The 21,160-nt window shown below is 61.6% G+C and carries 20 protein-coding genes; 7 read left to right on the top strand and 13 right to left on the bottom strand.

Going from position 1 to position 21,160, the window contains the following annotated elements; genetic code table 11:
* Positions 1-94 precede the first annotated feature (94 nt).
* Genes ppdD through hofC form a run of 3 tightly spaced genes read left to right on the top strand, consistent with a single transcriptional unit; the run spans position 95 to position 3,176 of the window.
* Positions 95-532 carry a prepilin peptidase-dependent pilin gene (ppdD, locus tag SSARUM2_RS03380; RefSeq protein ID WP_033649215.1) on the top strand — a complete coding sequence of 146 codons (438 nt, stop codon included), beginning with the start codon at positions 95-97 and terminating at the stop codon, positions 530-532.
* 5 nt (positions 533-537) lie between these two features.
* On the top strand, positions 538-1,980 hold the full coding sequence (gspE, locus tag SSARUM2_RS03375) for a type II secretion system protein GspE (protein WP_060452772.1): 1,443 nt from the start codon (positions 538-540) through the stop codon (positions 1,978-1,980).
* Positions 1,977-3,176, top strand: a complete 1,200-nt coding sequence (gene hofC / locus SSARUM2_RS03370; protein WP_060452773.1) for a protein transport protein HofC — start codon at positions 1,977-1,979, stop codon at positions 3,174-3,176. Before gspE ends, hofC begins: the two co-directional genes overlap by 4 nt.
* A 53-nt stretch (positions 3,177-3,229) precedes the next feature.
* Here the strand turns inward: hofC and SSARUM2_RS03365 are convergent, their stop codons facing one another.
* Positions 3,230-4,273, bottom strand: a complete 1,044-nt coding sequence (locus tag SSARUM2_RS03365) for a GMP reductase (RefSeq protein ID WP_015376656.1) — start codon at positions 4,271-4,273, stop codon at positions 3,230-3,232.
* Between the two features lie 362 nt (positions 4,274-4,635).
* On the opposite strand from SSARUM2_RS03365, the gene coaE reads away from it, so the two are divergent.
* Genes coaE through yacG form a run of 3 tightly spaced genes read left to right on the top strand, consistent with a single transcriptional unit; the run spans position 4,636 to position 6,251 of the window.
* A complete protein-coding gene (gene coaE, locus SSARUM2_RS03360; protein ID WP_060439090.1) occupies positions 4,636-5,250 on the top strand; it encodes a dephospho-CoA kinase in 615 nt (204 codons plus the stop codon).
* Between the two features lie 5 nt (positions 5,251-5,255).
* Complete coding sequence (gene zapD, locus SSARUM2_RS03355) at positions 5,256-6,008, top strand: cell division protein ZapD (RefSeq protein ID WP_033637118.1); 753 nt, start codon at positions 5,256-5,258, stop codon at positions 6,006-6,008.
* A 51-nt stretch (positions 6,009-6,059) separates the two neighbouring features.
* Complete coding sequence (yacG, locus tag SSARUM2_RS03350) at positions 6,060-6,251, top strand: DNA gyrase inhibitor YacG (RefSeq protein ID WP_004932737.1); 192 nt, start codon at positions 6,060-6,062, stop codon at positions 6,249-6,251.
* Between the two features lie 39 nt (positions 6,252-6,290).
* Here the strand turns inward: yacG and mutT are convergent, their stop codons facing one another.
* The 3 genes from mutT to secM all read right to left on the bottom strand — a co-directional run bounded on the left by mutT (position 6,291) and on the right by secM (position 10,096).
* Positions 6,291-6,695 carry an 8-oxo-dGTP diphosphatase MutT gene (gene mutT / locus SSARUM2_RS03345; RefSeq protein ID WP_033652916.1) on the bottom strand — a complete coding sequence of 135 codons (405 nt, stop codon included), beginning with the start codon at positions 6,693-6,695 and terminating at the stop codon, positions 6,291-6,293.
* 79 nt (positions 6,696-6,774) lie between these two features.
* A complete protein-coding gene (gene secA / locus SSARUM2_RS03340; protein ID WP_049213091.1) occupies positions 6,775-9,483 on the bottom strand; it encodes a preprotein translocase subunit SecA in 2,709 nt (902 codons plus the stop codon).
* Positions 9,484-9,565: 82 nt separating this feature from the next.
* On the bottom strand, positions 9,566-10,096 hold the full coding sequence (gene secM, locus SSARUM2_RS03335) for a secA translation cis-regulator SecM (protein WP_033649205.1): 531 nt from the start codon (positions 10,094-10,096) through the stop codon (positions 9,566-9,568).
* A 26-nt stretch (positions 10,097-10,122) separates the two neighbouring features.
* On the opposite strand from secM, the gene SSARUM2_RS03330 reads away from it, so the two are divergent.
* The gene (locus SSARUM2_RS03330) at positions 10,123-10,638 is read left to right on the top strand and encodes a DUF721 domain-containing protein (protein ID WP_060452774.1); all 516 of its coding nucleotides are present in this window, start codon (positions 10,123-10,125) and stop codon (positions 10,636-10,638) included.
* A gap of 104 nt (positions 10,639-10,742) precedes the next feature.
* On the opposite strand, the gene lpxC is transcribed toward SSARUM2_RS03330, so the two are convergent.
* From lpxC to murD, 9 genes are all read right to left on the bottom strand, one after another.
* Positions 10,743-11,660 carry a UDP-3-O-acyl-N-acetylglucosamine deacetylase gene (gene lpxC / locus SSARUM2_RS03325; protein ID WP_025159644.1) on the bottom strand — a complete coding sequence of 306 codons (918 nt, stop codon included), beginning with the start codon at positions 11,658-11,660 and terminating at the stop codon, positions 10,743-10,745.
* A gap of 103 nt (positions 11,661-11,763) precedes the next feature.
* A complete protein-coding gene (gene ftsZ, locus SSARUM2_RS03320; protein ID WP_004932757.1) occupies positions 11,764-12,918 on the bottom strand; it encodes a cell division protein FtsZ in 1,155 nt (384 codons plus the stop codon).
* A gap of 74 nt (positions 12,919-12,992) precedes the next feature.
* Complete coding sequence (gene ftsA, locus SSARUM2_RS03315; RefSeq protein ID WP_004932758.1) at positions 12,993-14,249, bottom strand: cell division protein FtsA; 1,257 nt, start codon at positions 14,247-14,249, stop codon at positions 12,993-12,995.
* Positions 14,246-15,097 (bottom strand): cell division protein FtsQ, encoded by an 852-nt coding sequence (gene ftsQ / locus SSARUM2_RS03310; RefSeq protein WP_033637108.1) that lies wholly within the window; start codon positions 15,095-15,097, stop codon positions 14,246-14,248. Before ftsQ ends, ftsA begins: the two co-directional genes overlap by 4 nt.
* A gap of 1 nt (position 15,098) precedes the next feature.
* The gene (locus tag SSARUM2_RS03305) at positions 15,099-16,019 is read right to left on the bottom strand and encodes a D-alanine--D-alanine ligase (RefSeq protein ID WP_033641257.1); all 921 of its coding nucleotides are present in this window, start codon (positions 16,017-16,019) and stop codon (positions 15,099-15,101) included.
* Entirely contained in the window at positions 16,012-17,487 is a 1,476-nt protein-coding gene (gene murC, locus SSARUM2_RS03300; RefSeq protein WP_033637105.1) for a UDP-N-acetylmuramate--L-alanine ligase, read from the bottom strand. The genes SSARUM2_RS03305 and murC overlap by 8 nt, the downstream gene beginning before the upstream one ends.
* Before the next feature lie 84 nt (positions 17,488-17,571).
* Positions 17,572-18,636 carry an undecaprenyldiphospho-muramoylpentapeptide beta-N-acetylglucosaminyltransferase gene (gene murG, locus SSARUM2_RS03295; RefSeq protein WP_004932773.1) on the bottom strand — a complete coding sequence of 355 codons (1,065 nt, stop codon included), beginning with the start codon at positions 18,634-18,636 and terminating at the stop codon, positions 17,572-17,574.
* Between the two features lie 3 nt (positions 18,637-18,639).
* Positions 18,640-19,842, bottom strand: coding sequence for a cell division protein FtsW (ftsW, locus tag SSARUM2_RS03290; protein ID WP_047569331.1), 1,203 nt, complete (start codon positions 19,840-19,842; stop codon positions 18,640-18,642).
* Positions 19,839-21,158 carry a UDP-N-acetylmuramoyl-L-alanine--D-glutamate ligase gene (gene murD, locus SSARUM2_RS03285; protein WP_033652914.1) on the bottom strand — a complete coding sequence of 440 codons (1,320 nt, stop codon included), beginning with the start codon at positions 21,156-21,158 and terminating at the stop codon, positions 19,839-19,841. The genes ftsW and murD overlap by 4 nt, the downstream gene beginning before the upstream one ends.
* Positions 21,159-21,160: the final 2 nt, after the last annotated feature.

Raw genomic sequence — 21,160 nt, 5'->3', positions numbered from 1 at the left:
TGGAAGCGCGCCGAGAAACGCGCAAAAGCCCCTCGCCGTGCCCCCGCGCAAACCGCTACCGTTGCCTTCCACACCCCAATGGAGGAAACAACGCATGGAAACGCAACGCGGCTTTACCCTGATAGAACTGATGGTGGTGATCGCCATCATCGCCATCCTCAGCGCCATCGGCATTCCCGCCTACCAGCGCTATATCCAGAAAGCGGCGATGACCGACATGCTGCAAACCATGTCGCCGTACAAACTGGCGGTCGAGCTGTGCGTGCTGGACGAAGGCGCCCCCACCGGCTGTGAAGCCGGCAGCAAAGGCATTCCCACCGGCGGCACGTCGCGTTACGTCAGCGGGGTGAAAGTCGTCAAAGGCGTGATCACGCTGACCGGCACCCAAACGCTGCAGGGGCTGGCGGTGGCATTAACCCCCAAAGCGAACGCCGATGGGCTGACCCGCTGGAGCCGGCTGTGCAGCAGCGAAAACGCAACGCTGGTTGAAGTGTGCCAGGAAGTCTTCCGCTTCGACAACGCGGCGGAGTAACGGCGATGAACGCGCAAATCAGCGAAGAAGTTCACGCCCTGTGCCGGCGCTATCAGGCGCTGGCGCTGAACGAAGATCCGACCACCCTGACGATCGCCCTCAACGAAGAGGCGCCGCAAGGGCTGCTGGCGGCGCTGCGTTTCGCCACCGGCAAGCGCATCCATCTGGAGCAATGGCCGGCGGCCAGGCTGGAGCAGGCGCTGAACCAACGCCAGGAACCGCTGCCGGCGCCGCTGGCGGCCGAAGAAGACAGCGCCGACATCGCCTACCCCGACGACGGCGACGCGCCGGTGGTGCAGTTCATCAACCAGACGCTGCGCCTGGCCATTCAGCGGCGCGCCTCGGACGTCCACTTCGAGCCCTTTCGGCAGCATTTTCGCATTCGCCTGCGCATCGACGGCGTGCTGCAAACCCTCGCCTCGCCGTCACCCCAGCTGACCGCACGCCTCATCGCCCGGCTGAAGATCCTCGGCCAGCTGGATATCGCCGAGCGCCGTCAGCCTCAGGACGGGCAGCTCAGCCTGACGTTGGACGGCGCGCGCTATGCCATGCGTATCGCCACTCTGCCGACGCTGCACGGCGAAAAGGTGGTGCTGCGCGTTCAGCAGGGCGAACAGCAGGAGCTGCCGCTGGATCAACTGGGCATGGGCCGAGCGGATCTGGCGCGCTACGCGGCGGCGCTGGCCTGCCCGCAAGGTTTGATCCTGGTGACCGGCCCGACCGGCAGCGGCAAGACGGTAACGCTGTACAGCGGCCTGCGCCAGTTGAACGATGCGCAAAGCAACCTGTGCAGCGTCGAGGATCCGATCGAGATCCCGCTGTTCGGCGTCAATCAAACCCAGATCAACGCCAAAACCGAGCTGAGCTTCGCCCGGGTGCTGCGCGCCCTGCTGCGCCAGGATCCGGATGTCATCATGATCGGCGAGATCCGCGATGCGGAAACCGCCGAGATCGCGGTCAAGGCCGCGCAAACCGGCCACCTGGTGCTGTCGACGCTGCATACCAACTCCACCGGCGAAACCCTGACGCGCCTGATGCACATGGGTATCCCCGGCTACCTGCTCGCCGGCTGTCTGAAACTGGTCATCGCGCAGCGGCTGGTGCGCAGGCTGTGTCGCCACTGCCGCTACCCGCACAGCCAACCCACGCATTTTCCTGCCTCGGTCTGGCCGGAACCGCTGACCGCCTGGCGCGCCGATGGCTGCGAGCATTGCTTCGGCGGCTACTACGGGCGCATCGGCGTGTATGAACTGTTGCCCATTACGCCGGAAATACAGGCGGCGTTGCTGGCGAACGCCGCGCCCAGCCGGCTGGCGGATATCGCCCGCGAACAGGGGCAGCTTTCGCTGCTGCAGGCGGGCCTGGCGCTGGCCAGCGAAGGCGCGACCTCGCTGGAAGAGCTGTACCGCGTGATCGACGTCGTCCAGCTCGGCGTAACCGCGCCATGAAAGCGCGCCGGCTGTTTCTGTGGCAGGCTTTCGACGCTCAGGGCGCCCTGCGCCACGGCGAACTGATGAGCGATGAAAAACGGCAGGTGAGCCGGTTACTGATTGAGCAAGGTATGCAACCCTGGCGGATCGGGCACGGCAAACGCGTCACGCCCGGCCAGTGGCGCGGAGAACCTTTGATCCACTTCACCCGCCAACTCGCCACCCTGCTGCAGGCCGGGTTGCCGCTGGTCAATACGCTGCAGCTTCTGGCGGCAGAGCACCCTTCGGCGGCCTGGCGTTGCCTGTTGCGTCAGTTGGCAGAACAGGTGCGCGAAGGGCAGCCGCTCTCCGAAACCCTTGCCGCGCAGCCAGGCGTTTTTCCACTTATCTATCGCCAACTGATCGCCATCGGCGAGCTAAACGGCAATCTCGATCGCTGTTGCCTGCAGCTGGCGCAACAGCAGGAAGCCCAGCTGCTGCTGCGCCGCAAAGTGACCAAAGCGCTGCGCTATCCCCTCTTCATCTGTGCGGTGGCGCTGCTGGTCAGCGTGCTGATGCTGGTGATGGTGCTGCCGGAATTCGCCAAGGTTTATCAGTCGTTCGATGCGCCGCTGCCCTGGTTTACCCAAGGGTTATTGGGGTTGTCCGCGCTGCTGATCGCCGTTGGCCCCTATTTGGCGCTGCTGCTCGGCGCGTTGATGTTCGGCTATTGCCGCTGGCTGCATCCGCGCCCGCCGTGGCGCCGACGTGAGCAGGCCGCCTTGCTGCGCCTGCCGCTGATCGCCCGGCTGGTGAGCGGCGGCGCGCTGAGCCAAACGTTTCGTATTCTGACCATGACCCAACGCGCGGGGCTGACGCTGGTGGAAGGGTTGAACGCGGCGGCGCTGGCGGCCGACCATCTGCTGTACCGACAGGCGCTGGAGCAGGTGCAGCGGCAGCTCGCCGAAGGCGAGGCGTTTCATCACGCCCTCGCCCTGCAACCGCTGTTTCCGCCGCTGTGCCGGCAGCTGGTGCGGGTGGGCGAAGAATCGGGCTCGCTGGACGTCTTGCTGGATAAATTGGCGCAGTGGTATGAACGGCAGACGCACGAGCTGGCCGATACGCTGGCGCAAACGCTGGAGCCGCTGCTGATGCTGGTGGTGGGCGGGATTGTCGGCGCTTTGGTGATCGCCATGTACCTGCCTATCTTTCAACTGGGGAGCGTGCTGGGATAAAGGAGAGGTATAGCGGGCGCCGCGGTACGCGACGCCCGAATGCAAGGTGCGGCTTATTTGCTGCCGAAGACGCGGTTTTCCTGCTCCGCCACGCGGATAAAGGTGGTGCGCTTGGTCAGCTCTTTCAGGCGCTCGGCGCCAACGTAGGTGCAAGCAGAGCGCAGGCCGCCGAGGATATCGCGCACGGTAAACTCCACCTCGCCGCGCAGCGGCAGTTTGACGGTTTTGCCTTCGGCCGCGCGATACTCCGCCACGCCGCCGACGTGGCGCTTCATCGCCGACTCGGAGCTCATGCCGTAGAACAGCATGAACTTTTCGCCGTTCTCTTCCACCACGGTGCCTTCACACTCGTCGTGGCCGGCCAGCATGCCGCCCAACATCACGAAGTCAGCGCCGCCGCCGAAGGCTTTAGCGACGTCGCCCGGCACCGAGCAGCCGCCGTCGCTGACGATTTGGCCGCCCAGCCCGTGGGCCGCATCGGCGCATTCAATCACCGCCGACAGCTGCGGGTAGCCCACGCCGGTCTTCACGCGGGTAGTACAGACTGAGCCCGGGCCGATGCCAACCTTAACGATGTCGGCGCCGGAGAGGATCAGCTCTTCCACCATCTCGCCGGTCACTACGTTGCCGGCGCAGATCACGTGATTCGGGCAGGCTTCGCGCGCTTTCTGCAGGAAGGCGACGAAGTGTTCAGAGTAGCCGTTGGCCACGTCGATGCAGATGAATTTCAGCGCCGGAGACAGGGCCAGGATCTGCTGCATTTTGGCGAAGTCGGCTTCGGAGGTGCCGGTGGACACCATCACGTGGCGCAGCACCGATTCCGGCATGCGCTGCACAAAGTCAGCCCATTGCTCGACGCTGTAATGTTTGTGTACGGCGGTGAGAACGTCGAAAGAAGCCAGGGCCTCGGCCATGCGGAAGGTGCCCACCGTGTCCATGTTAGCGGCGATAATCGGCACGCCGGACCAGCTGCAACCTGAATGCTTGAAGGTAAACTGACGTTCCAGTTCAACCTCGGAGCGGCTTTTCAGCGTGGAGCGCTTAGGGCGGATCAACACGTCTTTAAAGCCCAACTTCAAATCTTCTTCAATACGCATGACTTATGATTTCCTGGTTAATGGCGAAGGATCGCAAGGAGGATGTTCGAATCTCTGCCCGACGGCTTTCCAGTGGCGCAAAAAGACGGCGGCGAGATTAATGCCAGTTCCAGTGACGTTATAATACGCGCTAATAATCGCCGAACAAGACTGCGAATTCGCCTTTATTTACGCTACAATCCGACAAATTTACCTGCATAACCGCAGTGTGATTGCCCGCTCATTTTTGCCGTGCCGCTGCGCTTTTTCTCGCCGCCCGAACGGTGCCGACGCGCAAGCGCCGCCTGCCGACTTGCACTTCTGCGCGATCGCTTTATGATTCGACTATTATTTTTTTATGAACATCGGATGCACCTAACACCATGGCCTACATTGTTGCGTTGACCGGGGGCATAGGCAGCGGCAAGACGACCGTCGCGAACGCCTTTGCGCGCCACGGCGCAACCCTTGTCGATGCCGACGTGATCGCCCGTCAGGTCGTCGAGCCAGGCACCCCTGCCTTGGCCGCGATCGCCGAACGATTTGGTAATGAAATGTTGCTGCCGGACGGCGCGTTGAACCGTGCTGCGCTGCGTCAGCGCATCTTCAGCCATCCCGATGACAAAACCTGGCTGAACCAGCTGCTGCATCCGCTGATACACCGTGAAACCCAGCGCCAACTGGCGCAGGCCGCCAGCCCGTACGCGCTGTGGGTGGTGCCGTTGCTGGTGGAAAACGGCCTGCAGGATCGCGCCGATCGGGTGCTGGTGATCGACGTCGACGCCGAAACCCAGCTGGCTCGCACCATCGCGCGCGACAGCGTCAGCCGTGAGCAGGCGCAAAGCATTCTCGCCGCCCAGGCCACGCGCCGGCAGCGCCTCGCCGTGGCGGATGACATTATTGACAACAGCGGCGCCGCTCAGGGGATAGAGCCACAGGTCGCCGCACTGCATCGTCGCTACCTTGAACTGGCGGCAACAGCGCCCCAACAGGATTAAACTGCATGAGTGATGTTTCCCCAACCGTTCTCTTTGAACACCCGCTGAACGAAAAAATGCGCACCTGGCTGCGCATCGAATTCCTGCTGCAACAGCTGCACGGCCAACGCGCCCTGAGCGAAACCGCCATCGCCCTCACCTTCTTTCGCACCGTCTCCGACTTGCTGGACGTGCTGGAGCGCGGCGAAGTGCGCACCGAACTGCTCAAAGAGCTGGAGCGCCAGCAGCAAAAACTGCTGGCCTGGGCCGATGTGCCGGGCGTGGACATGGCGCTGATCGATCAGTTGCGCGGCCAGTTGAAGTCGCGCGCATCGGCGCTGATGGCGGCGCCGCGCCTCGGCCAGGCGCTGCGTGAAGACCGGCTGATCGGCCTGGTGCGTCAACGGCTGAACATTCCCGGCGGCTGCTGCAGCTTCGATCTGCCGACCCTGCACATGTGGATGCACGCGCCGCAGCAGGATCGCGATGCCGACGTCGCCGCCTGGCTGCAGTCGCTGGATCCGCTGAACCAGGCGCTGACCATGGTGCTGGATCTGATCCGCCAGTCCGGACCGTTCCGCAATCAAATCAGCCTGAACGGCTTTTTCCAGGATAATGCCGAAGGGGCAGATCTGCTGCGCCTGCGCCTCCATCTGGCGCCGCAGCTTTATCCGCAGATTTCCGGCCACAAGACGCGTTATGCCATTCGTTTCCTGCCGCTGGACAGCGAAAATGGCGTGGTGCCTGAACGCCTGACGTTCGAACTGGCCTGTTGTTGAACTTGTGAAAGAAAGCCTTCTCAGCACTGACAGAAGGCGTAAGGAACCGTTATGACGACCGTAGTAAAATGCCCAACCTGTGGCACCGGCGTGGTTTGGGGTGAAGTCAGCCCATTCCGGCCGTTTTGCAGCAAGCGCTGCCAGCTGATCGATCTCGGCGAGTGGGCCGATGAAGAGAAGCGCATTCCGAGCAACAGCGATCTGTCGGAAAGCGAAGACTGGAGTGAAATGGACGATCGCTGATCGCCCACGGTTGGCCTGGCAGGCGCCAGGCCACGCTTGTCATTGCGCGGCGTTCGCCTGCGCCACCAACAGTCGGATGATGCCGACGTTGGCTTCCGGGAATTCGTCTTCACGCAGATCCGCCTGTTTTACCCAGCGCATCGGTTGCCCTTCACGGCCGAACGGCTCGCCTGCCCAGGCCTCCACCAGATAAAAATTCAGCGTCACGATGCGATCGCTGAAGCGATGCTCCACCACCTCCAGCAGCTCGGCACGTTCGGCTTCGATACCGGTCTCTTCCCGCAGCTCGCGGCTCAGCGCCTGTTCCGGCGTTTCACCCTGTTCGATCTTGCCGCCGGGAAACTCCCAGAACCCGGCCATGTGCGCGTCGGCGGCGCGGCGGGTAATAAAGATCTCCCGTTGCGCATTGCGGATGATGCCCACGGCGATATTCAAATGTTTCATCTCACCCTCCTGATGGGTGTCAAAAAACAGGGGCTCAGCAAGCTGAACCCCTGGTGTTATCGGTTAACCGCGGCCGGCATTACTGCAGGCGGCCGTGGCACTGCTTGTATTTCTTGCCGGAGCCGCATGGGCATGGATCGTTGCGGCCCACTTTACGCTCGGCGGTCGCCGGCGCGTTCGGATCTTCGGTCACCAGCGCGTTCTCGTCGTGGTGGCTCAACTGTTGGTGCTGCGCCAGGCGCTCGGCCTCTTCACGGCGCTGCTGTTCCAGCGCTTCCACCTCTTCCGGCATCCGCACCTGAACCTTGCTCAGCACGCTGATCACTTCATATTTCAGCGATTCCAGCATGGTGGCGAACATGTTGAAGGATTCGCGCTTGTACTCCTGCTTCGGATCCTTCTGCGCATAGCCGCGCAGGTGGATACCCTGACGCAGGTAGTCCATCGCCGCCAGGTGTTCTTTCCACAGGGAATCCAGCGTCTGCAGCATCACGCCCTTCTCGAAGTTGCGCATCATTTCGCTGCCGACCACGTCTTCCTTACGCTGGTACTGCTCTTTGGCGTTCTCCAGAATGCGTTCGCGCAGCGTCTCTTCGTGCAGCTCCGGCTCTTTGTCCAGCCATTGTGCGATCGGCATCTCCAGATCGAAGTCGTTCTTCAGGCGCTCTTCCAACCCCTGAATATCCCACTCTTCTTCCAGCGACTGCGGCGTGATGTAGTTGTCGATGGTGCTCTTGAACACGTCCTCGCGGATGCTGGCGATGGTTTCGCTCACGTCGGACACGTCCAGCAATTCGTTACGCTGGCTGTAGATGGCGCGGCGCTGATCGTTGGCGACGTCGTCGTATTCCAGCAGCTGCTTACGGATGTCGAAGTTGCGGCTCTCTACCTTGCGCTGGGCGTTGGCGATCGCCTTGGTCACCCACGGGTGCTCAATCGCTTCGCCTTCTTTCATACCCAGTTTACGCATCATGCCGGACACGCGATCCGAAGCGAAGATACGCATCAGGGCATCTTCCATCGACAGGTAGAAGCGGGATGAACCGGCATCGCCCTGACGACCGGAACGGCCGCGCAGCTGGTTATCGATACGGCGCGATTCATGGCGCTCGGTGCCGATGATATGCAGGCCGCCCGCCGCCAGCACCGCGTCGTGGCGTTCTTTCCAGGCGGCTTTGATGGCTTCAATCTGCTCTTCGGTCGGCGCTTCCAGCAGCGCTACTTCGGCCTGCCAGCTGCCGCCCAGCACGATATCGGTACCACGGCCCGCCATGTTGGTGGCGATGGTCACCGCGCCGCTCTGGCCGGCCTGGGCGACGATATCCGCTTCCATGGCGTGGAACTTGGCGTTCAGCACCTTGTGCTCGATGCCCGCTTTGGTCAGTTCGCGGGAAACCACTTCGGATTTCTCGATCGAGATGGTGCCCACCAGCACCGGCTGGCCTTTGGCGGTACGCTCGCGGATGTCTTCGATGATGGCGCCGATCTTCTCTTTCTCGGTCATATATACCAGATCCGGCATGTCCTTACGGATCATCGGACGGTTGGTTGGCACCACGATGGTGTCCAGCTTGTAGATCGAGCTGAATTCGAAGGCTTCGGTATCGGCGGTACCGGTCATCCCCGCCAGCTTCTCGTACAGGCGGAAGTAGTTCTGGAAGGTGATCGAAGCCAGCGTCTGGTTCTCGTTCTGGATCTCCACGCCTTCTTTGGCTTCCACCGCCTGGTGCAGGCCGTCGGACCAACGGCGGCCCTGCATGGTACGGCCGGTGTGTTCGTCGACGATGATCACTTCGCCGTCTTTCACGATGTAGTCAACGTCGCGGGTGAACAGCACGTGGGCGCGCAGCGCGGCGGTAACGTGGTGCATCAGCATGATGTTGGTCGGCGAGTACAGCGACTCGCCCTCATCCATGATGCCGGCTTCCACCAGCATCTCTTCGATCAGGATCAGGCCGCGTTCGGTCAGGTGAACCTGGCGCGCCTTCTCATCCACCGAGAAGTGCCCTTCACCCTTGAAGGTGTCGGAGTCTTCTTTTTCCTGGCGGATCAGTTTAGGGATCAGCTTGTTGACCTTGATGTACATCTCGGAGCTGTCTTCGGCCGGGCCGGAGATGATCAGCGGCGTACGCGCTTCATCGATCAGGATGGAGTCCACCTCATCCACCAGCGCATAGTGCAGTTTGCGCTGCACGCGCTCTTCCGGGCTGAACGCCATGTTGTCGCGCAGGTAGTCGAAGCCGTATTCGTTGTTGGTGCCGTAGGTGATGTCGGCGGCGTAAGCTTCACGCTTGGCCGGCGCCGGCATGCCCGGCAGGTTGATACCGATGCTCAGGCCGAGGAACTCGAACAGCGGACGGTTGTTTTCGGCGTCACGCTGCGCCAGATAGTCGTTGACGGTCACGACGTGCACGCCGCGGCCGCTCAGGGCGTTCAGGTAGGCCGGCAGCGTGGCGGTCAGGGTTTTACCTTCACCGGTGCGCATCTCGGCGATGCAGCGGTCATTCAGCACCATGCCGCCCAGCAGCTGCACGTCGAAGTGACGCATGCCGAACACGCGTTTACTCGCCTCACGCACTACGGCGAAGGCTTCCGGGATCAGGCTTTCCAGCGATTCGCCCTTCTCCAGGCGCGCGCGGAATTCGTTGGTTTTCGCTTTCAGCTCATCATCGGACAGTTTTTCCATGTCCGGTTCCATGCGGTTGATCTGCTCAACCACTTTGCGCATGCGGCGCAGGGTACGATCGTTACGGCTGCCAAAAACTTTGGTTAATAATTTCACTAACATGATGTTTGATATCTCTGTCATGACGGCCTGACACGGCAGTCAACTTGCTATTATTTATGGTTTTTGTGCCCGAAGGGCGGAGTCAGACGAGCGCGGCAGGCCCGGCGCGAATGCCCTGTACCTGCGCCACCCACAGACCGGTCTGGTGCCGTGCCAGCGTTGGCAGCACCTCAAGGTGGGTGTGGCGAATGATGGTCGGCGGCTTCGGCTCGTGCGTCAGCAGCGCGTTGAGTGTGGACAGCAGCGCCAGTTGCGCCACCTGCAAAGGGGGTTCCGCTTCGGCTTCGCTCTCCTGCACCCGCGCATAAACCGCCTGCGGTGCCAGCGCGAATGAGAGGTGACGAATGACGGTGCGCAGCGCATGTTGCTGCCAATAATCTACGCTGAAGGTAGGGCGGCGGTGCGCGTCCTGCAGCAGGGCCAGGCTGTTGAAGGTGCCATTGGCCGCATTTTGCCGGTTAAGGCTGGACGACGTATTCGGCAGTGCGGCCTGATCGGGGGCGCCGGACAAACTGGAAGACGCGCCAAGCGTGGCCGCAACCATCCCTAACAGGAGATGGGGCCAGAAATAACGTCTGCCAAATTGTCGCCAACGATTTAGAATACCGATCACGAGTTTATAATCCGCCGGAGCCCATTATGCGCGATAGCCGTCCACAATTATTAGATGTCCTGTTCGACGACGCGTCTGCCGGCAGCAAAGGGCCGCTGCATAACGTCCAGCAACGCGCGGTGGCGCTGCTCAAGCTTAACCGTGCAGTGAAGGGCCTGTTGCCCGCTCCCCTGCATCCCTGGTGCCGCGTCGCGAATTTCCGACAGGGTATTTTAGTGCTCGAAACGGCAAATGCCAGTTGGATGATGCGCTTGCGCTACGAACAACCCGCTTTGCTGTCTGCACTACGAGCGCAAATTCTACCATCATTGTCGTCGATCGACATCAGGATTAATCCGGCCTTGATGGCGAAAGGCAGCCACCAGGTGCAAAACGCAGAGAAAGCGCCGGAAAAACCGGTGCCGATGCGGCATTTGAGTCTGGAAAGTGCGGAAGAACTGAGAGGATTGGCGAACCGTAGCCCGGAAAAACTGCGCAATATATTGGAACGGCTGGCTGCATTGGCCGGAGAGGGTACCAACACAACCAGTCGTGATAAGTAATCAGCGACACAACTGCAAAACATCAGACCGCATCACGAGCCTGAATGCTCAGGCTCTCAGAGGATGCGCCTGCCGTTATTCGCAGCGGGCGAGGAATTCAGACCTTACGCCAATACGGTAGACGGTGCCTTGAATGCCAACGGCATTTCGGCTTCGTCCTGGAAGGTCACGTATTCCCACGCTTCCTGCTTGGCCAGCACGGCCTGCAGCAGTTTGTTGTTCAACGCGTGGCCAGACTTGTACGCGGTAAACGCGCCAATGATGTTGTGGCCGCACATGAACAGGTCGCCGATGGCGTCCAGCATTTTGTGACGTACGAATTCGTCTTCGAAACGCAGGCCGTCTTCGTTCAGCACGCGGTAGTCATCCACCACGATGGCGCAGTCGAAGCTGCCGCCCAGGGCCAGGCCGCGGGACTGCAGGTATTCGATGTCGCGCATGAAACCGAAGGTGCGCGCGCGGCTGATTTGACGCACGAACGACTCAGCCGAGAAATCAAGACGATAGCGTTGAGAGCTGGCGTCGATAGCCGGGTGGTTGAAGTCGATGGTGAAGTCCAGGCGGAACCCGTTATGCGGGGACAGCTCGGCCCATTTGTCGCCATCTTCAACACGCACGGTCTCTTTCAGACGCAGGAATTTCTTCGCCGAGTTCAGCTCTTCGATGCCGGCATCCAGCAGCAAGAACACGAACGGACTGGCGCTGCCGTCCATGATTGGGATTTCAGCGGCGTCGACTTCGATAACGATGTTGTCGATGCCCAACCCAGCCAGCGCGGCGTTGAGGTGCTCAACGGTCGAAATACGCACGTCATGCTCATTCACCAGGCAAGTACAGAGCATGGTATCACGCACGGATTTTGCATCAGCCGGAAAATCAACCGGTGGATTCAAGTCAGTGCGACGATAGATGACCCCGGTATTAGCCGGCGCTGGGCGCATTGTCAGCGTGACTTTCTTGCCGGTATGCAAACCGACGCCAGTCGCCTGAACAATACGTTTTAATGTCCTTTGTTTGATCATCGTTTTATCTCGCAATGTTATCCATCCTACCAGCCAAGCATACAGCATGGCCGGCGGGACAGTTTAGCACAAAGAGCGGAGATTCCAAATTCTCAGGATATTCTTAGTCTGCCTGTTTACGCAGGAAGGCTGGAATATCAAGATAGTCGGGCTCTTTATTCGGTTGCGCAGCTTGGTCGTTGACCACCTTGGCGGCAGGTTTCACTTCCTGCGGCAGAGGCGACATGCCGTGCTGCTGATAACGGTGATCCATCACCGGCTGGCTGGCCTGCTTATTGGTCACCAGGGTGATTTCAGGACGTTTGTCCATACCGATACCGGTTGCAACCACGGTAACGCGCAGTTCGTCGTTCATTTCCGGATCCAGCGAGGTACCGATAACCACGGTCGCGTTGTCGGAAGCGAACGCACGGATGGTGTTACCCACGGTTTCGAACTCATCCAGACGCAGGTCGAAGCCGGCGGTAATGTTGACCAGCACGCCGCGCGCGCCGGACAGGTCGATGTCTTCCAGCAGTGGGCTGGAGATCGCCATTTCGGCAGCTTCTTCGGCACGGTCTTCACCGCAAGCCACGCCGGAACCCATCATCGCGTAGCCCATTTCGGACATCACGGTGCGCACGTCGGCGAAGTCGACGTTCATCAGGCCCGGACGGGTGATCAGCTCGGCGATACCCTGCACCGCGCCTTTCAGCACGTCGTTGGCCGCGCCGAACGCGTCCAGCAGAGAGATGCCGCGCCCCAGAACTTTCAGCAATTTGTCGTTCGGGATGGTGATCAGCGAGTCCACGTGTTTGGACAGCTCAGCGATACCCTGCTCCGCGAATGCCATGCGCTTCTTGCCTTCGAAGTTGAAAGGCTTGGTCACCACGGCCACGGTCAGAATACCCAAATCTTTAGCCACTTCAGCCACCACTGGCGCCGCACCGGTACCGGTACCGCCGCCCATGCCGGCCGCGATGAAGACCATGTCTGCGCCGTCCAGCGCTGCGCGCAGGGCTTCGCGGTCTTCTTCCGCTGAATTGCGACCCACTTCCGGGTTCGCGCCCGCACCCAGACCTTTGGTAATACCGCTACCGATCTGGATGGTTTGGCCAACCGCCGTTTTGCGGAGCGCCTGGGCGTCCGTGTTCACAGCGAAGAATTCAACACCTTCGATGCGCTCGCGCACCATGTGTTCAACGGCGTTGCCACCGCCGCCGCCGACGCCGATGACTTTAATCACCGCGTCATTGGTTAGTTCCATTGGTTCAAACATAGTTTCTCTCCGTTTTGTGCCTGTCGCTGCGAGATCATAAAAAGATTACTCAGCATGATCTCTTTGTTGAAACATTAAAACTCTTTTCTCAGCCAGCTATTGATGCGTTTAAACCAATTGCCCACCGAGGCGCGTTTTTCTACTTCCGTCTCACCGCTCAGGTGAGACTCTTTTCCATAGTGCAGCAGACCTACCGCCGTCGAGTAGTAAGGCTCCTGCGCATAATCCGTCAGACCCGTGATGTTCAAGGGTTGGCCGATGCGTACCTGGGTGTGGAACACCCGTTGCGCACAGGCTGCCAGGCCATCAATCTGGGCGGCGCCACCGGTCAGCACGATACCTGCCGCCAGATGATGCTTCACCCCTTGCTGACGCAGTTGCTCCTGCAATTGCAAAATTTCATCGTTAACCAGATTCAACAGTTCGGTGTAGCGTGGCTCAATGACTTCAGCCAGCGTCTGTCTTTGCAGACTGCGCGGAGGACGTCCCCCGACGCTAGGCACCTCTACATTCTCATCCTTGCTAACAATCGACCCAAGCGCACAGCCGTGTCGAACTTTAATCGCTTCCGCGTCGGTCGGCGGCGTGCCGAAGGCGTAGGCGATATCGCTGGTGACCACGTTCCCGGCATAAGGGATCACTTTGGTGTGGCGCAGCGCACCGCCGGTGTACACCGCCATATCCATGGTGCCGCCGCCGATATCCACCACGCAAACGCCGAGTTCGCGTTCATCTTCGGTCAGCACCGCGTAGCTCGCGGCCAGACCGGCGAAAATAAGTTGGTCAACTTTCAGGCCGCAACGTTCCACGGCCTTGACGATGTTCTTCGCCATATCGTTATGGCAGGTAATCAGATGCACCTTGGCCTGCATGCGCACGCCGGACAGCCCAACCGGGTTTTTGATGCCTTCCTGATAATCGATGGCGTATTCCTGAGGAATCACGTGCAGAATGCGGTGTTCGTCGCGCACGCGCACCGATTTGGCGGTGTGCACCACGTTCTCCACGTCGTCCTGCGTCACTTCCTCTTCCGAGATCGGCACCATGCCGATTTCGTTCTGGCAGCTGATGTGTTTGCCCGACAGCGCCAGATACACCGAGGAAATCTGGCAGTCCGCCATCAGCTCGGCCTGATCGATGGCGCGCTGTACGCACTTCACCACCGACTCCAGGTCGTTTACGCCACCCTTATCCATGCCGCGAGACGGGCAGCTGCCCACCCCGATAATGTTGACCATGCCATCGGGCAGAACTTCCCCTACCAACGCGGAGACTTTTGCAGTACCGATCTCCAGTCCAACTACCAGTTTTCTGTCCGTCGACTTGATCATTGTTGTTTTGCCTGTGCCTGATTCTGTTGCTGATTACTGTTTTGCTGACCGCCAAGCGCCTGCGGATCGACCAACACCGGAGCCCACCCTACCGAAGCGCCGGACTCGTAGCGCAGATCGACATAGCTGACACGCTTGCTCTCCGCCTGGCCCTGCTGCTGCAATACCGGGTAAAGCTCGATAAACCGCTGCAAACGCCCATTGCGGTCATCGCGCCCCAGCTCAAGCCGGACATCGTTGTCCAGCGCCAGCTGCCAGGAATGGCGCGCGGTCATCGCCGCCATTTTCAGCGTATATTTGCTGGCCGCCAACGAAGCGCTCATCGCCCGATAGCCTTCCAGCACATCCTGCTCGCTCCCTTCCGGCCCGTAGAGCAGCGGCAACTTCTGCTTGCCCGCCCGCTCCGCCGGCACGCTGAACGCTTTACCTTCGGCGTCCACCATGTGCAAATCGTTCCAGCGCGCCACCGGGACATACTCCACCAGATGGATCTTCAGCTCATCCGGCCATTGTTTGCGCACGCTGGCCTGCTTGATCCACGGCAGACGCTCGATCTGCTGCTGGATAACGTCCACATCCTGCGTCATAAAGGTGCCGGGCGCGCCCAGCGCCAGGATCGCCTGACGAATATCATCGTTGGTGGTGTAGTGGCGTTCGCCGGTCACCACCAGCCTTGAGAGCGGCAGGCGACTGGCGTCTTTCATCCAGCCAAGCACCGCCCAACCGCTCCACACGACCGTTCCCAACACCATCAGCAGGAAAATCATTCCCGCCAACTGGGTTCCATTGCTGCGGCGCGGGCCGTTATCCACCTCGCGATCGCGCGCATTCAGGGCAGCTTGCGACATATCAGTCGGCCAACTCCAAAATTCTCGCCACCAACTGCGAGAAGCTTAATCCAAACTGGCGCGCTGCCATCGGCACCAGGCTATGACTGGTCATGCCCGGAGAGGTATTCACCTCAAGCAGATAGAAGCTGCCATCGCTGTCTTGCATCACGTCGACGCGACCCCAGCCGCTGCAGTCCAGGCCGCGATAGGCGCGCAGCGCCAACGCCGCCATCTCGGCTTCCTGCTCGGCGCTCAAACCGCTCGGGCAGAAGTACTGCGTGTCGTCCGAAATGTACTTGGCCTGATAGTCGTAAAACACGCCGGCCGGCTGGATGCGGATCGACGGCAGCACCTGGTCGCCCAGCATCGCCACGGTGTATTCCGGGCCGCTCAGCCATTTCTCCACCAGCACATCGTCGTCATGACGGAAGGCCTCTTCCAGCGCGGCTTCCAACGCGGCGCTCTCGGTGACCTTGCTCATGCCGACGCTGGAGCCTTCTCGGCTCGGCTTGACGATCAGCGGCAGGCCGAGATCCGCCACGCGCGCCAGCAGCGCTGCTTTTTCAGCGCCGAGATACAGCTGGCGATTCAGCGCCACGTAAGGCGCCACCGGCAAGCCCATCGACTGCCACACCATCTTGGTGCGCCATTTGTCCATGGTCAGCGCCGAGGCCATCACGCCGCTGCCGGTATAAGGCAGCTCGAGGAACTCCAGCAGCCCCTGTAGGGTGCCGTCCTCGCCGCCGCGGCCATGCAGCGCGATAAACACTTTGGTGAACCCCTGCTCTTTCAGCTGGGTCACCGGGAAATCGCGGGTATCGACGCCGTGCGCATCGATACCGGCTTCGCGCAACCCGGCCAGCACCGCGGCGCCGGATTGCAGGGAAACGTCACGTTCAGCGGAGGTGCCGCCCAGCAGAACTGCAACTTTATCAGCCATGGTGCTCCTCCTCTTTCTTCGGCGGCTGCAGCTTCAGCTCGGCCAGTTTACGGGCGATTTTGCCCACGTTGCCGGCGCCTTGCACCAGCACCAGGTCTTCATCCTGCAGCAGCTGCGCCAGGGTTTCCGGCACGGTATCGGCATCGGAAACCAGGATCGGATCCAGCTTACCGCGGCTGCGGATGGTGCGGCACAGCGAACGGCTGTCCGCGCCCGGGATCGGCGCTTCGCCGGCGGCGTACACGTCGAGCATCAGCAGCACATCCACCTGCGACAGCACGTTGGCGAAATCGTCGTACAGATCGCGGGTGCGCGTATAACGGTGCGGCTGGAAGATCATCACCAGACGCTTGTCCGGCCAGCCGGCGCGCGCCGCTTTCAGCGTGGCGTCCACTTCGGTCGGATGGTGGCCGTAGTCGTCCACCAGCATCGCGCTGCCTGCTTTGCCGTTGACCGGCTCCAGCGGGAACTCACCGAGGAAATCGAAGCGGCGCCCGGTGCCCTGGAAGCCCGCCAGCGCGCGCAGGATATCTTCGTCGTCGATGCCTTCTTCGGTCGCTACCGCTACCGCCGCTGCGGCGTTCAACGCATTGTGGCGGCCCGGCGCGTTCAGCGTCACCGTCAGCAACGGCTTGTCCTGACGGCTCAGGGTAAAGTGCCCCTGCGGCCCAATCTGCCGGTAGTCTTCGATGCGCACATCGGCATCGTCACTGAAGCCATAGGTGGTGATGTGGCGACCCACGCGCGGCAACAGCTCGCGCACTACCGGATCGTCGATGCACATCACCGCGCGGCCGTAGAACGGCAGGTTGTGCAAGAAATTGATAAACGTCTGCTTCAGGTTCTCAAAGTCGCCCTGGTAGGTGTCCATGTGGTCGGCTTCGATATTGGTGACCACGGCCACCATCGGCTGCAGATGCAGGAACGACGCATCGCTCTCATCCGCTTCCGCGATCAGATAACGGCTGGACCCCAGTCGCGCATGGGTGCCCGCCGCCTTCACCAGCCCGCCGTTGACAAAGGTCGGGTCCAGGCGGGCTTCGGCGTAAATGCTCGAAACCATCGCCGTGGTGGTGGTTTTGCCGTGCGTGCCGGCGATAGCGATGCCGTGGCGAAAACGCATCAGCTCCGCCAGCATCTCTGCGCGGCGGATCACCGGGATGCGCGCTTCACGGGCGGCGACGATCTCCGGGTTGTCGGCGGAGATGGCGGTAGACACCACCACCACGCTCGCATCCAGCACGTTTTCCGGACGGTGATTGAAGTAAATCGTCGCCCCGAGCGCGCTCAACTGTTGGGTGACCGGATTCGGCGCCAGGTCGGAGCCGCTGATCTGATACCCTTCGTTTGCCAACACTTCGGCGATACCACCCATGCCGGCACCACCGATGCCGACAAAGTGAATGTGCCGGACGCGACGCATCTCGGGCACGATAGTACGTAGTTTCGCCAGTTGTTGTGTATTCATCACTCTCTCTAATCCGGATCCGGTACCCCGGCCCTACATCACATTGCTTTTATTCAGGTTCGGCGCACCGAACCCCTGCACTCGTTACTTGGCGAGCCGCACCAGCTCCGCCGCCACGCGCTCGGTGGCGTCCGGAATGGCGACCGCGCGCGCTTTCTCGGCCATGGCCAGCAGCGTCTTGCGATCCCAGCTCGCCAGCAGTTCGGCCACCACATCGGCGTTGAACTGCGGCTGTTCGATAATCTTCGCCGCGCCGGCTTCTTCCAGCGGGCGCGCGTTCCAGTACTGCTGACGATCCTTATGCATGAACGGCACGAAGATCGCCGGCAGCCCCGCCGCCGCGATTTCGCTGACGGTCAACGCGCCGGAGCGGCAGACCACCACGTCGGCCCAGGCGTAGGCGGCGGCCATGTCGTCGATGAACTCGGTCACCTTGTGCTGCGTCTGCCCTACCCTTTCGTAGTCGCGCAGCACCGTTTCCAGCGCGCCCTTGCCAACCTGATGCCAGAGCGTAATTCTATCGCCCAAACGCGCCGCGACTTCAGGAACTGTCTGATTCAGCACGCGCGCGCCCTGACTTCCGCCAATCACCAGCACGCGGATCGGGCCTTCGCGCCCCTGCAACCGCTCCGCCGGCAACGGCAGCGCCAACACGTCGGTACGTACCGGGTTGCCCACCACCTCGGCGTTCGGGAACGCGCCGGGGAAGGCCTGCATCACTTTGGCGGCGATGCGCGCCAGCCAGCGGTTGGTCAAGCCGGCGATGCCGTTTTGTTCGTGCAGCACCACCGGGATGCCGCACTGCCAGGCCGCCAGGCCGCCGGGGCCGGACACGTAACCGCCCATCCCCAGCACCACATCCGGCTGATAGCTGCGCATGATGGCTTTCGCCTGGCGCACCGCCTGCCAGATCCGCAGCGGCGCAGTCAGCTGGGCCTTCAGGCCTTTGCCGCGCAGGCCGGAGATGCGGATAAAATCAATCTCGATCCCGTGCTTCGGCACCAGATCGGCTTCCATTCGGTCTGCGGTTCCGAGCCAGCGCACCTGCCAGCCCTGCGCCATCAGATGATGCGCGACCGCCAGCCCCGGGAACACGTGCCCGCCGGTACCGCCTGCCATCACCATTAAACGCTTAGGTTTCCCGCTCATCCCTTACCTCTTCACAAACGCCTGAGCCTTCGTCAGGCGCGTTTCATAATCAATTCGCAGCAACAGCACGATGGCCGTCGACATAATCAGCAAGCTTGAACCGCCGTAACTGATCAGCGGCAGCGTCAGACCTTTGGTCGGCAGCATGCCCGCCGCGGCGCCGACGTTAACCAGCGCCTGGAAGCTGAACCATACGCCGATCGCGCAGGCCAGGAAGCCGGAGAAGCGTTGGTCGATCTCCAGCGCGCGGCGCCCGATGGACATCGCGCGAAAAGCGACGAAGAATACCATTAACAGGGCTAAAACCACACCGATATAGCCCAGTTCTTCACCCAAAATGGAGAAGATGAAGTCGGTGTGCGCTTCCGGCAAATACTCGAGTTTCTGCACCGAGTTGCCGAGCCCCTGCCCCCAGAACTCGCCGCGGCCAAACGCCATCAGCGACTGGGTCAGCTGGTAGCCGCTGCCGAACGGGTCGGCCCACGGGTTCCAGAACGAGGTCACGCGGCGCATACGGTACGGTTCCGCGATGATCAGCAGCACCACGGCGAACACGCCGGAGCCGATGATCGCCAGGAATTGCCACATTTTCGCGCCGGCCAGGAACAGCATCGCCAGCGTGGTGATGAACAGCACCACCACGGTACCGAGGTCCGGCTGCGCCAGCAGCAGCACCGCCAGCACCACCATCACGCCCATCGGCTTGCAGAAGCCCCAGAAGTTGCTGCGCACCTCTTCCACCTTGCGCACCAGATAGCTCGCCAGGTAGCAGAACAGCGACAGCTTGGACAGCTCCGCCGGCTGAATACGCAGCGGGCCGAGCGCGATCCAGCGCGAGGCCCCGTTTACCGAGCTCCCCACCACCAGCACGATCAGCAGCATCACGATCGACATCAGCAGCATCACGTTGCTGTAACGCTGCCAAACTTCCATCGGGATACGCAGCGTCACCAGCGACAGACCGAACGCCAGGCCGAGGTACAGCGCGTCACGTTTGGCGAACAGGAACGGATCGTCTGCCAGGCGTTGGCCGATCGGCATCGACGCCGAGGTCACCATCACGAAGCCGATGAATGCCAACCCGAAGGTCAGCCACAGCAGGGTGCGATCGTACAGCACCATGTTGACCGCATCGTTGTCGCGCGCGCCGGTCACCCAGTCTTTCATCCGCTCTGTCAGCCCGAAGTTCGGCAAGCGTAGTTTCATCCGCCAAGCTCCTGCGCCAGGCGGGCGAACTCATCGCCGCGCACTTCAAAATTACGGAACTGATCGAGGCTGGCGCAGGCCGGCGACAGCAATACCATGTCGCCGGGCTGTACGCGGCCGGCGATGGTGCGCATCGCCTGCTCCATGGTCTCGGTCAGCGTCGCCACCTCCGGCCGCAGCTGTGCCAGCTGGGCGCCGTCGCGGCCAAAGCAATACAGCCGCACATTGTCGCCCTGCAGATAGCGCGCCAGCGGCGAGAAATCGGCGGACTTGCCGTCGCCGCCCAGCAGCAGATGCAGCGTGCCGTCTACCTGCAGGCCGTTCAGCGCCGCTTCGGTGCTGCCGACGTTGGTGGCTTTGGAATCGTTGATCCAACGCACGCCGTTGTTCTCCCAAGCCAGCTGGAAGCGGTGCGCCAGGCCGGTGAAGGTGGTCAGCGCCTTCAGGCTGGACGCGCGCGGAATATTGACCGCATCCGCCAACGCCAGCGCCGCCAGGGCGTTGGTGTAATTGTGGCGGCCGGTCAGCTTCATCTCGCGCGTATTCAGCACTTTCTCACCGCGCACCCGCAGCCAGGTTTCCCCCTGCTGACGGTTCAGGTGATAGTCGCCCACGTCGGCGCCGAAGCTGACGCAGCGCGCGTCGGCGCCGCGCACCGGCATGGTCAGCGCATCGTCGGCGTTCACCACGCACACCGCGGCGTTTTCATACACGCGCAGCTTGGCGCCGCGATACTGCTGCAGGCCGAACGGATAGCGATCCATATGATCTTCGGTCACGTTCAGGATGGTCGCCGCCGCCGCCCGCAGGCTATACGTCGTTTCCAGCTGGAAGCTGGACAACTCCAGCACGTAAAGCTGGCATTCCTGGCGCAGCAGGCTCAGCGCCGGCAGGCCGATATTGCCGCCCACGCCCACCGCCCAACCGGCGGCTTTCGCCATCTCGCCCACCAGGGTGGTGACGGTGCTTTTACCGTTGGAGCCGGTGATCGCCACGATCGGCGCCTGCGCTTCACGGCAGAACAGTTCGACGTCACCGACGATTTCCACGCCGGCGTCCGCCGCGGCGCTCAATGCCGGGGTCGCCAGCGCGACGCCCGGGCTGGCGACGATCAGATCCGCCGCCAGCAGCCAGTCCTGATTCAGATCGCCCAGATGGCGCTCCACGCTTTCAGGCAGTTTGTCCAACCCTGGCGGCGCGATACGGGTATCCATCACGCGCGGCGTCACGCCGCGCGCCATGAAGAAATCGACACAGGACAGGCCGGTGAGGCCCAACCCGATGATGACGACTTTTCTACCCTGATAGTCTGCCATGA

This window comes from Serratia sp. K-E0102, from assembly GCF_029962625.1.
GTDB lineage: Bacteria > Pseudomonadota > Gammaproteobacteria > Enterobacterales > Enterobacteriaceae > Serratia > Serratia sarumanii.
This window is presented reverse-complemented; position numbering and strand designations above follow the sequence as displayed.